The sequence below is a fragment of the Pseudomonas sp. DL genome (genome assembly GCF_047199225.1).
GTDB lineage: Bacteria > Pseudomonadota > Gammaproteobacteria > Pseudomonadales > Pseudomonadaceae > Pseudomonas > Pseudomonas aeruginosa.
The window spans coordinates 6,348,725-6,362,482 of sequence record NZ_CP178323.1; the positions used below are offsets into that span (position 1 = coordinate 6,348,725).

Sequence of the window (13,758 nt, forward strand, 5' to 3'; positions counted from 1 at the left end):
TCAGGCCGGCTCGAAACGCTCGCCGCGGAATACCCGGCGAGCCGCGCCGCGACTGATCCGACCGTGGGCCCGGCGGCGCTCCGCGCGCAGCGCGTCGGCCGCGCTGCTCGCCTGGTCCGCGAGGCGCCGGGCGATCAGCAGGATCGCCAGGCGTTTGTTGGCGTGCTGGCTACGCTGGCTCTGCACCCTGACGCTGATGCCGCTGGCCAGGTGGGTGGCGCGCACCGCCGAGTCGGTGGTGTTGACATGCTGGCCGCCGGGGCCGGAAGAGCGCAGGGTCTCGAAACGGATCTCGCCCTCCAGACTGGCCGGCGGCGCGGCGAAGCGCTCCGCGCCGATGAACCAGTTCTTGCGCGCATGCCTTGCCCGGTAGGGGCTGGGGCAGATCCATTGGATACCGCCGCACCAGCGCTCGGCGAGCGCTTCGGCGGCAGTGCCGCGCAGCCCCAGGAGCAGCGAACGCCAGGTGCGCGGACGCTCGCCGGCCACCTCCTCGATTACCTCGACCTCGACGCCGGCTTGCGCCGCCTCGAGGCACAGCCGCTCGAACGCCTTCGCCACCGCCAGGCAGCATTCCGCCGGCCCCTGGGCCGCGGAGAGTTGCAGCAGGATCATCGGCAGCACTCCCCACGGGTCTTGTAGGTCAGCACCGGCTTCAGGCGGGCGACCAGGCGCAGCAGGCCGGCTTCGAGCAGCGCGCCGACCACCGAGTCGATACCCTTGTAGGCTTCCGGCGCTTCCTCGTAGATCAGTTGGCGGTCGCCACAGATCACCCTGCTGCCAAGGCGCGTACGGCCCAACTGGTCGACGCTGAAGCGCGCCGCCAGACGCTCCCGACACTCGCCGCGCTGCCATTTGCGACCGGCGCCGTGGGCCAGGGAGAACAGGCTCTGCGCGCTCGGCACAGGCTCCACCAGGTAGCTGTAGTCGCCGCGCGAGCCGGGGATCACCAGCACGCCCTGGTCGGCCGGGGTGGCGCCCTTGCGGTGCAGCCAGCCGTCGACGCCATCGACCTGTGCCGGCGCCACCAGGTTGTGGTTGATGTCGAGCAGTTCCAGGCCGTCGCAGCGCAAGCGTTCGAGAATGCGCCGGGCGATGAGCTGGCGGTTACCCTCGGCGAAGCGCAGCGCATCGGCGTGGCGCGCCAGGTAGGCGGAAGCTTCCAGGCTGCCGTCGAGCAGGCCGGCGTGGCCATGCAGGCTGACCTGCTCTTGCAGGATCGCCTGGCCGAGACCGCGCGAGCCACTGTGCACCAGCAGTTGCAGGCGGCCGGCATCGAGGCCGAGGGCGTGCAGGGCGGCCTGGTCGAACACGGTCTCGACCTGCTGTAGCTCGGCGAAGTGGTTGCCACCGCCTATCGTGCCGAGCGCGCGCCAGTGCTCGCGGGCCGGTAGATCCAGGGCTTCGATGCAGTCGCTCCAGGTCTCGTCCAGCGGCAGGTCGAGATTGCCCAGGCGCTTTTCCAGTTTGTCCGCCGACAGCTTGCCGGGGGCCAGGCCGGTTTCCCACAGGGCCATGCCACAGCCGATGTCGTTGCCGACCAGCGCCGGATAGAAGCGACCGACGGAGAAGAACGCCGCGCCGACCGGATAGCCGCGGCCGGGATGCAGGTCCGGGAGACCGACGACGCGGCACATGCCGTCCAGTTCGGCGGTGGTTTGCAGTTGCTGGATCGCCTTGCCTTCGATCCAGGTGCTGTCCGAGGCGATCAGTGCGACGCCCGCGGACAAAGGCTTGATGTAGTTGCCCATAATCCAATCCATGTGATTGAAACGGTAGATCCGGGGGGCAGACCGAAGCCGAGCGGGCACTCGCGGAAGGGCGAAGGGCGTCTAACGGAGAAGTGAAAACCTGGGGAGCGGTGACCGCGGCAGCCGATGACCTCTCGCCGGAAGCTTGCGCGGACGCAAGGGCGGGAATCGTTCAGCGGTGCAGGGGGTCGAGCGGTAGGTTTCGGTGGCCGTTAGGCCAGGCGCAGCCTGCAAAGGGTAGAGAACTGAATCATCGATGTAACCTCCTTTGCGGTGCGTAAGTGGGAGAAATGAAGGGCGAATCCTAGGCGTTTCATTCCCACCGCGCAAGCCCCGGAAAGGCTTCGCGATGGAAATGAGCGGCGCATCACTGCGCCGAAAGAGCCTGCACGGCGCCGGGCACCTCGCTGTTCCAGCGCTGGTAGAGCGCCCGCAGCTCGCCGGACGCCGCCATCTGCCGTACCCGCGCGTCGTAGACCTCGCGCAGGAGCCGGCCGCTGGCGCTGTCGGCGAAGGTCATGAAGGACTCCTTGCCGGGCGGCAGTTGCGCGATCGGGTAGGCGTCGGCCGGCAGATGCGCTTCGCTGCGCTGCTTTTCCAGTTCGTCCGGCTCGTCGAGGAAGAAATCCAGCTCGCCGTTCTGGACCTGCTCGGTGCAACGCTCGGGGCGGACGCACTCGACCAGGGTGAAGTCGCGCTGCTCCGCGGGGATCAGGTTGTAGCTGTGGCGCCAGCCGACGCGCTTGCCGGTGAGGCTGGCGCGGCCGGAAAAGGGCGTCTTCGCCGCATGCATCACGCCGTGGTACTCGATGTCGATCGGCAACTGGGCGTACAGCTTGCCCTCAACGCCGGGGATCTCGCCCGGCACGCCATCGACCATGGAGCCCGCGGTCATCAGCTTGTTGGCGCGGTTCCAGGGCATGTTGATGAATTTCACGTCGAGCCCGTAGGGCGCATAGACCTGCTTCAGCAGGTCCCAGTACAGACCGCTGCCGTCGGCGTTGGTATAGCCTTCCCAGGCCGGCGCGGCGAAGGTCGCCTTGCGGATGTGCGCCTGTTCCAGGCTATCGCCCAGCGCATCGGCCTGAACCACCGGCGCTCCCCCTACCCCGAGCGCCAACACCGCTGCCGAGAGGCAGCCACTGATCCCCGAAAATCGCATCCGCACCACTCCTCTGTATCCCTCTAGACCGGGGCTTTTTAAAAGGTGCAAAGGATACCCTTCCTGTCGGCTAATTCCATGGCCTGTGGCGCAAACGCATGCATCGAACGGAAGGCGAAAAAATCCTCGCCGTTTCGCGGCGCGCACGCTTGAATGAAGGGTAGGCGCCCTGCCGCTCGGGCTGCCGAGACGAACTCCCGCGGGGGGCGTCTGTCCAAATATGACGTTCGTGTTACAACTCGCCTGAACGCTGCCTTTCCATCGTGGCCGTTGGCGCCGTTGTCCGGGCTCCGCGGCGCAACGCACGCGGAACCTGGCGCGAGGTTGGCCATTCGTCGTAGTGCCAGGGGGGCCACGCCATGCTGAAACTGCTCGACCTGCTCTCTGCCGTCGCCCTGCTGGTGTGGGGCACGCATATCGTCCGCACCGGAATCCTCCGGGTCTACGGCGCCGACCTGCGGCGCATCCTCAGTCGCAGCGTGGAAAAACGCCCGCTGGCGTTCGCCGCCGGCATCGGCGTCACCGCCCTGGTGCAAAGCAGCAACGCCACCGCCCTGCTGGCCACCTCCTTCGTCGCCCAGGGCCTGATGGCACTGGCGCCGGCCCTGGCGATCATGCTCGGCGCCGATGTCGGCACCGCGCTGATGGCGCGGGTGCTGACCCTCGACCTGTCGTGGCTTTCGCCATTGCTGATCTTCTTCGGCGTGATTTTCTTCCTCAGCCGCAAACAGACCCGCCTCGGCCAGCTCGGCCGGGTATTCATCGGCCTCGGCCTGATCATCCTGGCGCTCCAGCTGATCGTCGCCGCCGCCGAGCCGATGACCCAAGCCAAGGGCGTCAAGGTACTGTTCTCCAGCCTGACCGGCGACATCATGCTCGACGCGCTGACCGGCGCGTTGTTCGCCATGATTTCCTATTCCAGCCTGGCCGCCGTGCTGCTTACCGCGACCCTCGCCGCGTCCAAGGTGATCTCGCTGAAAGTCGCGCTGTGCCTGGTGGTCGGCGCCAACCTCGGCAGCGGCATCCTGGCCATGCTCAGCGCCACCGCGCAAAACGCCGCCGGTCGCCGGGTGGCCCTCGGCAGCCTGTTGTTCAAGGTCGCCGGCTGCCTGCTGGTGCTGCCCCTGGTGGGGCCGCTGGCGGACTGGATGGATCACTGGCAGTTCAGCACAGCCGAACTGGTGATCGCCTTCCACGTGCTCTACAACGCCGCACGCTGCCTCGCCTGCCTGCCGCTGACCAACGCCATGGCCAGCTTCTGCACCCGTGTGATGCCCGACCGTGCCCTTCCCGACGACGTCGCCCGGCCGCGCCATCTCGACCCCGCCGCCCTCGACACGCCGAGCCTGGCGCTGGCCAACGCGGTGCGCGAGACCCTGCGCATGGGCGACACCGTCGAGCAGATGCTGAACAATCTGATGCAGATCATCCGCGGCGGCGATCCGCTGCTCGGCAAGGACATCCGCAAGCTCGACGACGACGTCGACGCCCTCTACACCGCGATCAAGCTGTATCTGGCAAGGATGCCGCGCGAGGACCTGTCCGAACGCGACAGCCGGCGCTGGGCGGAGATCATCGAGCTGGCGATCAACCTGGAGCAGGCCGGCGACATCATCGAGCACATGCTCGCCGCCGTGCAGGACAAGAAGACCTCGCGCAGCCGCTCGTTCTCCGACACCGGCCTGGAAGAGATCGGCACCTTGTACCAGCAGTTGGTCTCCAACCTGCGCCTGGGTCTCTCGGTGTTCCTCAACGGCGACCTCGACAGCGCCAAGCGCCTGCGCCGGGCCAAGCAGCGCTTCCGTCTGCAGGAACGGCGCTACGCCCATGCCCATGTCGACCGCCTGCACCAGCAGGTGGTACAGAGCATCGAGACCAGCTCGCTGCACCTGGACCTGATCAGCGACATGAAGCGTCTCAACTCGCTGTTCTGCGCCATCGCCTACGCCGTGCTGGACAATCCAGACGCGCCGAGCAGCGCGGCCGACGAGGGCACTCGGCGGGACGAGGACGACTGGGCCGACGAAGTCGACGACATGACCTCGGCGCCGCTGGCCGAGCCAGCGCTCGCCGAGGAGCGAGCGGAAACGCGCCGTTCGCGACATTAGCCGTTCTGCGGGTAGGTTCGTCATGAAGCATCCGCTATTCTCGGTATTTTCAGTTCCAGGCTCGGCCCATGCGTTCGTTGTCCACCCTGCTGCTGTTCTGCCTGCTCTGCCCCTGGTCGTACGCCGACCAGCGCAGCGAGGTCGAAGCCTTCCAGCTGGAAAACGGCATGGGCGTGCTGCTCAAGCCCACCGAGCAGCACCGACACGTCTCGATCCGGCTGGTGGTGGGGGTCGGTTTCGCCGACTTCTCGTGCCGTGAAAAGCAGCTGCCGCACCTGCTCGAGCACCTGTTCTTCAGCGGCCTGGACGGCGGCGACGAGGCCGACCTGGAAGCCCGCATGCAGGCCCTCGGCGGACAATGGAACGCCTACACCAGCGAAGGCGACACCACCTTCGTCATCGAGGCACCTGCCGCCACCCAGCGGCAGGTCCTAGACCTGCTGCTGGACACCATCACCCGCACCGAACTGGACGAGCCGCGCATCGCCGCCGCCAAGCGAGTGATCGAGCGCGAAGGCGGCGGCCATTACTCGCACCTGCAGCGCTGGCTCGACCGCGAGAACCTGGGCCGTGGCGCCATGGACCAACTGGCGGTGGAACTGGGCCTGGCCTGCTCCCAGCGCGCGCCGCTGGCGCCGCTTGGCGCGGAGCAGCTGGAGCGGCTGCGCAGCGACTGGTACGTACCGGGCAACATGACCCTGATCCTGGTCGGTGACCTCGATCCGCGCCTGCCGGCCTATCTGACCCGGACCTTCGGCACCCTGGAAGACCACGAGCTCCCCGAGCGCCGCGAGCTGCCGGCGGCCAACGGGCATGCCGAGGCCAGGCGCACCCTGATCACCCGGCCATTCGGCGAGGGTGCGATGCTGCACTGGATCTATCCGGAGCCGGACGACGCCGACCCGGACGCCATGGTCCTGCTCCAGGCCTATATGAACGACGCGCTGTACGCCGACCTGCGTGTGCGTCGCGGACTCACCTACGGGCCATCGACCGATCGCCAGGTGTTCGCCAACCAGGGCTTCTTCAGCCTCGACGCGGATGTCGAGCGCAGCGACCTACCCGCCACCGAGGCCGCCCTGCGCGAGTTGCTCGGCGGCATCCGCCAGCATGGCCTGGACCCGGGGCGTTTCAAGCGGGTGCAATTCGCCGAGCGCGCCAGGCTGGCCTGGAGCACCCAGGGCAACGCGGCGCTGGCGGACTATTACTGGGGCTCGCTGGCCGACTACGAGGACGGCCATTTCCCCAATGAGGAGCGCCGCCTGGCGAAGGTCAGCCTGCAACAGGCGAACGCGCTGGCGAAGCGGCTGTTCGACGGCGAAGGCTACCTGCGCATCGAAAAGCCGCTATTCGACGACGACATGCTCTACCCATTGCTGCTCGCCGCCGGTCTCCTGGCCAGCGGCCTGCTCTGGTTCGGCCTGCGCCGCCGGCGCGCCTGACCGGGCTACAGGGCCAGGCGGTGGATGACCTGGGTCGAGTCGTCCGGGTCGCGCTGGCCGACGAAGCCCAGTGCGCAACAAAGGTCGCGCATCGCCCGGTTGGCCGCCGAGTCCACCGAATACATCTGGCGGAAGCCGTTGCGCCGCGCCACGTCGATCAGATGGCGCATCAGCACGGCGTCGAGGCCCAGACCCTGGTAGTCGTCGGCGATGGTTACCGCGCATTCGCACTGCCCTTCCTCGCAGCAGGCGGCGTAGCGGCTGATACCGACCTCGCGCAGCTCACCGTCCTCGTGCACCAGGGCAACGAAGGCCATGCTCTGCTGGTAGTCGATGTCCATCAGTTGATCGAGCAGCGCCGGGCTGGCTTCCTTGATCTCGCCGAGGAAGCGGAAGTGGCGGGTCGCCGGGGACAGCCGGTTGATGAACTGGCGTTCGCGCTCCCGGTCCTCCTCGCGCAGGGGACGGATCAGCACGTGGCGGCCATCGTCGAGGGACTCGACCCAATGGTCGCCCTCTACCGCCGCGAACGCGGAAGACCGGCTGGCATTTTGTACATTGGACATGATGCGATCTCCAGGAAGGGAAGGAAGTCGGTACAACCACTTCCTTCCTGTCTACGCGGTTTGGCGCAGCTCCGGTTGATCGACATCAACGCCGCCGCCGCAGCCCCGGCGGGAGCCGACGCACGGCATGCGGCGAAACGCCTCAGGCGTTGGCCAGCTCGGCCTCGGCGATCTCCTTGCCGCGCCGGCGGAACAGCACCAGGGTGGCGAGCAGCCCCAGCAGCGCCGCGCCACTGAGCCAGATGCCCGGGGCCGCGCGGTTGTCCAGGGTGTGGATCAGCCAGGTGCAGACCGCCGGGGTGAAACCACCGAAGGTCGCCGTAGCCAGGCTGTAGGCGAGGGAGAAACCGGTAGTGCGCACGTCCGCCGGCATCACCTCGGTCAACGCCACCACCATCGCGCCGTTGTAGCTGCTGTAGAGGAACGACAGCCACAACTCGACGCCGAGCAGGCCGGCGAAACTCGGCTCGCGGACCAGCCAGGACAGCGCCGGGTAGGCGGTCAGCAGTGCCAGCGCGGAGGCACCCAGCAACAATGGCTTGCGCCCGATGCGGTCGGAGAACGCGCCCATCACCGGCAGCCAGATGAAGTTGGACAGGCCGATGCACATGGTCACCAGCAGGCTGTCGAGGTCCGACAGTTGCAGTTCGTTCTTGCCGAAGGTCGGCGTGTAGGCGGTGATCAGGTAGAACGATACGGTGGTCATCACCACCATCGCGGTACCGGCCAGCACTACGCCGAAGTTCTGCCCGATGGAGCGCAGCACCTGCGACAGCGACGGTCGGTGGGTGCGCGCCTCGAACTCCGGCGTTTCCTCCAGCGAGCGACGGATGACGAACAGCGCCGGAACGATCAGGCAGCCGATGAAGAACGGCACGCGCCAGCCCCATTCGCCCATGTCCTGCGGGCTCAGCCACTGGTTGAGGAGCACGCCGAGCAGGCCGGCGAAGACCACCGCGACCTGCTGGCTGGCCGACTGCCAACTGACGAAGAAGCCTTTGCGTCCTGGCGTGGCGATCTCCGACAGGTAGACCGAAACCCCTCCCAGCTCGACGCCGGCGGAAAAACCCTGCAGGAGCCGGCCGAACAGCACCAGCAACGGCGCCGCCACGCCCAGCGTGGCATAGCCGGGAACGAAGGCGATCAGCAGGGTCCCCATGGCCATCAGGCCGAGGGTGATGATCAGGCCCTGGCGGCGGCCGTGGCGATCGATGTAGGCGCCCAGGAACACCGCACCCAGCGGCCGCATCAGGAAGCCGGCGCCAAAGGTGGCGAGGGACAGCATCAGGGAGGCGAACGGGTTGTCGCCGGGGAAGAAGGTCTTGGCGATGGCGGTGGCGTAGAAGCCATACACCATGAAGTCGTACATCTCGAGGAAGTTGCCACTGACCACACGGAAAATGGCGACACCTTTGGATTTATTAGAGGCCATGGGACACACACTCAGGCAGACACGGGGAAGCGGTCCATGGCGGCGTCGATGGCCACGCAGGCGGGTACGTCATCCATCGACCGAGTTGTAACCATATGTGTAAAAACTCCTGTCGAACAATCTAAAATTGCCCGAAAGGTGCGAATTGAAGGGGTTTGAAAGGCTGTCGAAAGCTTCGCGACCATCGGTCGGGAAAGCGACGCCTTTTTCCCTGGTCGACCTCCAGAAAGGAGAGCGGAGCCTCTGTCGGGCGAAGGAAACATTCGCCACGCGGCAGCTGTCCTTCGTTCATACCCAGGAAACCCGGCCGGGGTTATGCTGCGCGCCCCGGCCGGCTGGCCGAGCAGCTCCGATCGAGAACCCGCTGGTCCCCATGCCCAACCAACAACGCCCCGTCCTCAAGGCCCGCCTGGAGCAACTGATCGCCCTGGTCGGCGGCCTGATGGCCCGCTATCCGCGCACCATCGCCCTGTTCGGCTTCTGTTCGGGCGTGTTCAGTTTCATCATGGTCGACCGGCAGAAGGGCTTCGCCCAGGTGCTGGCGATCATCATGCTGGTCAGTTGGGTCTGGTTGATCCTCGAGAACCTCCTGCGGGAGACCTTCGCCCGCCGCTTCGGCTGGGAGATCCCGGCGCCGCTGCTGCGCTACGCGACCCAACTGATCCACCAGGAAAGCCTGTTCTTCGTCCTCCCGTTCTTTCTCATCACCACCACCTGGAACAGCGGCCAGGCGCTGTTCACAGGGACGCTGGCCGCCGCGGCACTGATCTCCATCACCGATCCGCTCTACTATCGCTGGCTGTCCAGGCGTCGCTGGGTGTTCCTCGCCTACCACACCCTGACCCTGTTCGCGGTGTTGCTGACCTCGCTGCCGATCCTGCTGCACCTGACCACCCCGGAAAGCTACCGGTTGTCGCTGGGCATCGCCGTCGTGCTGTCCTTCCCCAGCCTGCTCGTGACCTTCCCGCTACAGCACTGGTGGCGCGGCTTCCTGCTTCTCGGCCTGACCCTGGCGGTGGGCCTGGCCGGATGGTTCGGCCGCACCTGGGTACCGCCGGCCACCCTGTGGCTGACCGAAGTGGCGGTGAGCAGCCAGTTCGACGACCAGAGCCGCACGCCCGGCGACAGCCTGGAGCAGGTCGGCGCCGCCCAGTTGCGCAGCCAGGGCCTGTTCGCCTATACCGCGATCAACGCGCCGCGCGGCCTCGACGAGCGCATCTATCACGTGTGGATGTTCAACGGGAAGGAGTTCGACCGCATCGCCCTGGATATCCACGGCGGCCGCAAGGAGGGCTACCGGGCCTGGACCCACAAGCAGAACTTCCCCGGCGACCCGGTCGGCCACTGGCAGGTGAAGGTACTCACCGAGGCCGGACAGATGATCGGCACCCTGCGCTTCGACGTCACCCAGTGACGTCGAAGCCTGGCGACCTCAGGCGAAGAACCAGTAGCACACGCCGATGGAGGCGATGACCCCGGCCAGGTCCGCGGTCAGCGCGCAGCCCACCGCGTGGCGCGCGCGCTGCAGGCCGACCGAGCCGAAATAGACGGCGAGCACGTAGAAGGTGGTCTCGGTACTGCCCTGCACGGTGGCGGCGACCAGCGCCGGGAAACTGTCGACGCCGTGGGTCTGCATGGTCTCCAGCAGCATCGCCCGCGCCGCGCTGCCGGAGAACGGCTTGACCAGCGCGGTGGGCAGCGCCTCGACGAAGCGGCTGTCCCAACCCAGCCCCTCGACCGCCCAGCGTATCCCGCCGAGTACCACTTCCAGCGCCCCGGAAGCGCGCAACACGCCAACCGCGCAAAGCATTGCGACCAGGTACGGCAACAGGTTCCTGGCGACGTCGAAACCTTCCTTCGCCCCCTCCACGAAGCTCTCGTAGACCGGCACCTTCTTCAGCGCGCCGACGATCAGGAACAGCACGATCAGGCTGAACAGCGTCAGGTTGCCCAGCAGCGAGGACAGCTGCGCCAGCGCGGTGGCCGAGAGCGTGCCGAGCACCGCCATGAAGCCGGCCAGCAGCAACGCGCCGGGGATCAGGTAGGCCAGCACCACCGGGTCCCACAAGCGCAGGCGCTGCATCAGCGCCACCGACAGCAGGCCGGCCAGGGTCGAGGCGCTGGTGGCCAGGAGGATCGGCAGGAATACCAGGGTCGGATCGGCCGCGCCCTGCTGCGCGCGGTACATGAAGATAGTCACCGGCAGCAGGGTCAGGGACGAGGCGTTGAGCACCAGGAAGAGGATCTGCGCATTGCTCGCGGTGGTGCTGCTGGGATTGAGCTCCTGCAACGCCTTCATCGCCTTCAGGCCGATCGGCGTGGCGGCGTTGTCCAGACCCAGGCCATTGGCGGCGAAGTTCAGGGTGATCAGGCCGATCGCCGGATGCCCCGGCGGCACTTCCGGCATCAGCCGGCGGAACAACGGACCGAGCAGCACCGCCAGGCGCTCCACCAGCCCGGCCTTCTCGGCGATGCGCAGGAAGCCGAGCCAGAGCGTCAGGGTGCCGAACAGCAGGACCATCACCTCGACCGCCAGCTTGGCCATGGCGAACAGGCTCTCCACCATCGCCGCGAACACCGTCGCATCGCCGCCGATCAACCAGCGCGCCAGCGCACTCGCCGCCGCCACCAGGAAAAAACCCAACCACAAGCCGTTCAGCATTCAGAATCCCCCGCGTTGCGCGGATGATAGCGGCGCAGGCGGTGCCGGCGCCAGAAACGCCGAGGCCCCGGACGATGCCGGGGCCTCCTGGGCGGGAAGCCGCCTTATTCGAGGGTGGCCTGCTTGCCCTTGGCTTCGCCGACCGCCTGCCGCAGGTGCGGCAGCGAATCCCAGTAGCGCTGGCCCTTGGCCGCGTCGTACATGCCTTCCCACTTGGAGATGACCAGCACCGCGAGGGCATTGCCGATCACGTTGAGGGCGGTGCGCGCCATGTCCATGATGCGGTCCACGCCGGCGATGAAGGCCAGGCCCTCGAGCGGGATGCCGACGCTGCCCAGGGTGGCGAGCAGCACCACGAAGGATACGCCCGGCACGCCGGCGATACCCTTGGAGGTCACCATCAGGGTCAGCACCAGCATGATCTGCTGGCCGATGGACAGGTCGATGCCGTAGAGCTGCGCGATGAAGATCGCCGCGATGCTCTGGTACAGGGTCGAGCCATCGAGGTTGAAGGAGTAGCCGGTGGGCACCACGAAGCTGCTGATCGCCTTCGGCGCGCCGTAGGCTTCCATTTTCTCGATGATGCGCGGCAGCACGGTTTCCGAGCTGGCGGTGGAATAGGCGAGGACCAGGTCGTCCTTGAAGATGCGGATCAGGCGCATGATCGAGAAGCCGAACATCCGCGCGATCAGGCCCAGCACCACCAGGGCGAAGAAGACGATGGCCACGTAGACCAGGATCACCAGCTTGGCCAGCGGCAGCAGCGAGGCGAAGCCGAAGTTGGCGACGGTCACCGCGATCAGGGCGAAGACACCGATAGGGGCGTACTTCATGATCATGTGGGTGACCTTGAACATGGTCTCGGAAACGCCCTGGAACACCTTCACCAGCGGCTCGCGCAGGTCGTTGGGCAGGCTCGACAGGCCGAGGCCGAACATCACCGAGAAGAAGATGATCGGCAGCATCTCGCCACGGGCGATGGCGGCGAAGACGTTGGAGGGAATCAGGTTGAGGATGGTCGCGATGAACGCATGGTCATGCTGCACTTCCTGGGTGGTCTTCTGGTACTGGGAAATGTCCACGGTACCCAGGGTGCTCATGTCGATGCCGGTGCCGGGCTGGAACAGGTTGGCCAGCAGCAGGCCGACGACGATGGCGACGGTGGTGACGATCTCGAAGTAGATGATGGTCTTCAGGCCGATGCGGCCAAGCTTCTTCGCGTCGCCGACGCCGGCGATGCCGACCACCAGCGAGGAAATCACGATCGGCACCACGATCATCTTGATCAGACGGATGAAGATGTCGCCGGCCGGTTGCAGCACGTTGGCGATCCACCAGGCCTTTTCGGCGCTGAAATGGTTGAGCACTGCGCCGACGGCGATACCGAGTGCCAGACCGATCACGATCTGCCAGGCGAGGCTTAGCTTGGCTTTACCCATGTTTCGTCACCCTTAATTCTTGTGGAAGTCGGGAGTCGCTCCAACGGGAGAGTCGCTCCCGACAGGCGAAAGGGCGCAATGATTCATGCGCTCCCCTACCCCGTCTAATGCCGTAAGTGACTGCCCCATGCCGAATCGGCATGAGAAATCACTAATGAAACGTCCGTCCCACAGGAGATTGCCCTTGATTTTCGTACAAGAACAGGGAGCGGAAGGCACTCCGTGCAAGGCCCGGGAGCCACGTGCCCATCCTGGGAAGTTGAAAGTCGCTCATCATCGCTGCGATGGATGGTCGCAGGACACGCAAGGCCGTCCGGCACGCCATCGTCGGCTGTGGATAAGCGGCATTCTGTGGATAACCGCGCGGTAAAGCCCTTCTGGAGGGCGCCTCGGAACGCGCGGGCGGTCGATTGTAAAACGACTCCGCCATCCACAGGCATTGATCGATATCAGGGAAGTTCGCGGAGTATCGCTGCGGAAGCCGACGCTCCGCCGGACGGCGGAGCATCGTACCCCTTCTATATATAGAAGCGCGCCGGAAGGCAGCGAGACATCGGTGGCTCCCCTCCGGCGCGTTTTCGCCTGGCCCGACCCCGAAGGAGGTACTCCCTGTACCCCTGGAACCCGCCGGATCGACCTCACCCAGCGCATCCCGGTCCCCTGGCCATGCCCCGCTGCGGGCGGGGCGGTGTCACGCAAGCCCGTTCCGCCTCAGTACCAGTTCGGATCGGCCTTGAGTTGTTCGTCGAGGATCTTCTGTACCGCCGGTTCCGGCTTGCCCAGCCAGCGGAAGCTGGCGTGCTTGCTCGGCGACTTGTCCTGCGGCAGCCCTTCGGGCACCTGCACGTAGAGCCCGTAGGCATGACTCTTGTCCCAATCGAAGGCGACCAGCAGGCGCTGGCCCTTGCAATCGGACTTCTCGCAGAGACCGCCAACCAGATACTTGTCGCCCTGGTCGTCGACGGCATGCATCGGCGTAGCGGTTCCCGAGAGATTCATCACCCAGTCGGGCAAGCGGCTCTCGTCTTCCACCAGGTTCTGCCAGGCCTTGCGGTATCCGGCATCGGTGCTCTGCAGTTCGTTCAAGCGGTATTCGCCGTCCCTGTCGGCCGCCACCGCCAGCGAACTGGCGGCGGCACCGAGCAGCAGTGCGTTCATCAGGTTACGCATGAGTCGCATCGCTTTCTCCTTGGCAT

Annotated in this window: 11 protein-coding genes; 3 read left to right on the forward strand and 8 right to left on the reverse strand. The window is 66.3% G+C overall.

The genetic code is table 11. The features are described from left to right. The 3 genes from prfH to ACI766_RS29580 form a co-directional block, all read right to left on the reverse strand. Positions 1-615, reverse strand: coding sequence for a peptide chain release factor H (gene prfH, locus ACI766_RS29570; RefSeq protein ID WP_003114116.1), 615 nt, complete (start codon positions 613-615; stop codon positions 1-3). Continuing rightward, complete coding sequence (locus tag ACI766_RS29575; RefSeq protein WP_003121369.1) at positions 612-1,751, reverse strand: RNA ligase RtcB family protein; 1,140 nt, start codon at positions 1,749-1,751, stop codon at positions 612-614. Before ACI766_RS29575 ends, prfH begins: the two co-directional genes overlap by 4 nt. Positions 1,752-2,118: 367 nt before the next feature. Then, positions 2,119-2,919, reverse strand: a complete 801-nt coding sequence (locus ACI766_RS29580; protein WP_003121370.1) for a substrate-binding periplasmic protein — start codon at positions 2,917-2,919, stop codon at positions 2,119-2,121. A 353-nt stretch (positions 2,920-3,272) separates the two neighbouring features. Between ACI766_RS29580 and ACI766_RS29585 the strand changes: the two genes are divergently transcribed. Beyond that, positions 3,273-5,021 (forward strand): Na/Pi cotransporter family protein, encoded by a 1,749-nt coding sequence (locus ACI766_RS29585; protein ID WP_003096931.1) that lies wholly within the window; start codon positions 3,273-3,275, stop codon positions 5,019-5,021. A 68-nt stretch (positions 5,022-5,089) separates the two neighbouring features. Then, the gene (locus tag ACI766_RS29590) at positions 5,090-6,463 is read left to right on the forward strand and encodes a M16 family metallopeptidase (RefSeq protein ID WP_003121371.1); all 1,374 of its coding nucleotides are present in this window, start codon (positions 5,090-5,092) and stop codon (positions 6,461-6,463) included. A gap of 5 nt (positions 6,464-6,468) precedes the next feature. On the opposite strand, the gene ACI766_RS29595 is transcribed toward ACI766_RS29590, so the two are convergent. Both ACI766_RS29595 and ACI766_RS29600 read right to left on the reverse strand, forming a co-directional pair. Beyond that, a complete protein-coding gene (locus tag ACI766_RS29595; protein ID WP_003096934.1) occupies positions 6,469-7,029 on the reverse strand; it encodes a GNAT family N-acetyltransferase in 561 nt (186 codons plus the stop codon). A 142-nt stretch (positions 7,030-7,171) separates the two neighbouring features. After that, a complete protein-coding gene (locus tag ACI766_RS29600) occupies positions 7,172-8,461 on the reverse strand; it encodes an MFS transporter (protein ID WP_003096941.1) in 1,290 nt (429 codons plus the stop codon). Positions 8,462-8,834: 373 nt separating this feature from the next. Between ACI766_RS29600 and ACI766_RS29605 the strand changes: the two genes are divergently transcribed. Continuing rightward, positions 8,835-9,875, forward strand: coding sequence for a DUF5924 family protein (locus tag ACI766_RS29605; RefSeq protein WP_003114118.1), 1,041 nt, complete (start codon positions 8,835-8,837; stop codon positions 9,873-9,875). Between the two features lie 18 nt (positions 9,876-9,893). Here ACI766_RS29605 and ACI766_RS29610 read toward each other — a convergent pair whose 3' ends face one another. The 3 genes from ACI766_RS29610 to ACI766_RS29620 all read right to left on the reverse strand — a co-directional run bounded on the left by ACI766_RS29610 (position 9,894) and on the right by ACI766_RS29620 (position 13,741). After that, positions 9,894-11,123: a nucleoside recognition domain-containing protein gene (locus ACI766_RS29610; protein ID WP_003096953.1), complete on the reverse strand. Its 1,230-nt coding sequence runs from the start codon at positions 11,121-11,123 to the stop codon at positions 9,894-9,896. Between the two features lie 104 nt (positions 11,124-11,227). Continuing rightward, on the reverse strand, positions 11,228-12,562 hold the full coding sequence (gene gltP, locus ACI766_RS29615; protein WP_003096956.1) for a glutamate/aspartate:proton symporter GltP: 1,335 nt from the start codon (positions 12,560-12,562) through the stop codon (positions 11,228-11,230). Positions 12,563-13,273: 711 nt separating this feature from the next. Further along, on the reverse strand, positions 13,274-13,741 hold the full coding sequence (locus ACI766_RS29620) for an inhibitor of vertebrate lysozyme family protein (protein WP_003114119.1): 468 nt from the start codon (positions 13,739-13,741) through the stop codon (positions 13,274-13,276). Positions 13,742-13,758: the final 17 nt, after the last annotated feature.

What these genes read in the sequence shown, in the direction of transcription:
- prfH (WP_003114116.1), bottom strand. Translation starts at nt 615, where the DNA reads ATGATCCTGCTGCAACTCTCCGCGGCCCAGGGGCCGGCGGAATGCTGC.
- ACI766_RS29575 (WP_003121369.1), bottom strand. Translation starts at nt 1,751, where the DNA reads ATGGGCAACTACATCAAGCCTTTGTCCGCGGGCGTCGCACTGATCGCC.
- ACI766_RS29585 (WP_003096931.1), top strand. Translation starts at nt 3,273, where the DNA reads ATGCTGAAACTGCTCGACCTGCTCTCTGCCGTCGCCCTGCTGGTGTGG.
- ACI766_RS29590 (WP_003121371.1), top strand. Translation starts at nt 5,090, where the DNA reads ATGCGTTCGTTGTCCACCCTGCTGCTGTTCTGCCTGCTCTGCCCCTGG.
- ACI766_RS29595 (WP_003096934.1), bottom strand. Translation starts at nt 7,029, where the DNA reads ATGTCCAATGTACAAAATGCCAGCCGGTCTTCCGCGTTCGCGGCGGTA.
- ACI766_RS29600 (WP_003096941.1), bottom strand. Translation starts at nt 8,461, where the DNA reads ATGGCCTCTAATAAATCCAAAGGTGTCGCCATTTTCCGTGTGGTCAGT.
- ACI766_RS29605 (WP_003114118.1), top strand. Translation starts at nt 8,835, where the DNA reads ATGCCCAACCAACAACGCCCCGTCCTCAAGGCCCGCCTGGAGCAACTG.
- ACI766_RS29610 (WP_003096953.1), bottom strand. Translation starts at nt 11,123, where the DNA reads ATGCTGAACGGCTTGTGGTTGGGTTTTTTCCTGGTGGCGGCGGCGAGT.
- gltP (WP_003096956.1), bottom strand. Translation starts at nt 12,562, where the DNA reads ATGGGTAAAGCCAAGCTAAGCCTCGCCTGGCAGATCGTGATCGGTCTG.
- ACI766_RS29620 (WP_003114119.1), bottom strand. Translation starts at nt 13,741, where the DNA reads ATGCGACTCATGCGTAACCTGATGAACGCACTGCTGCTCGGTGCCGCC.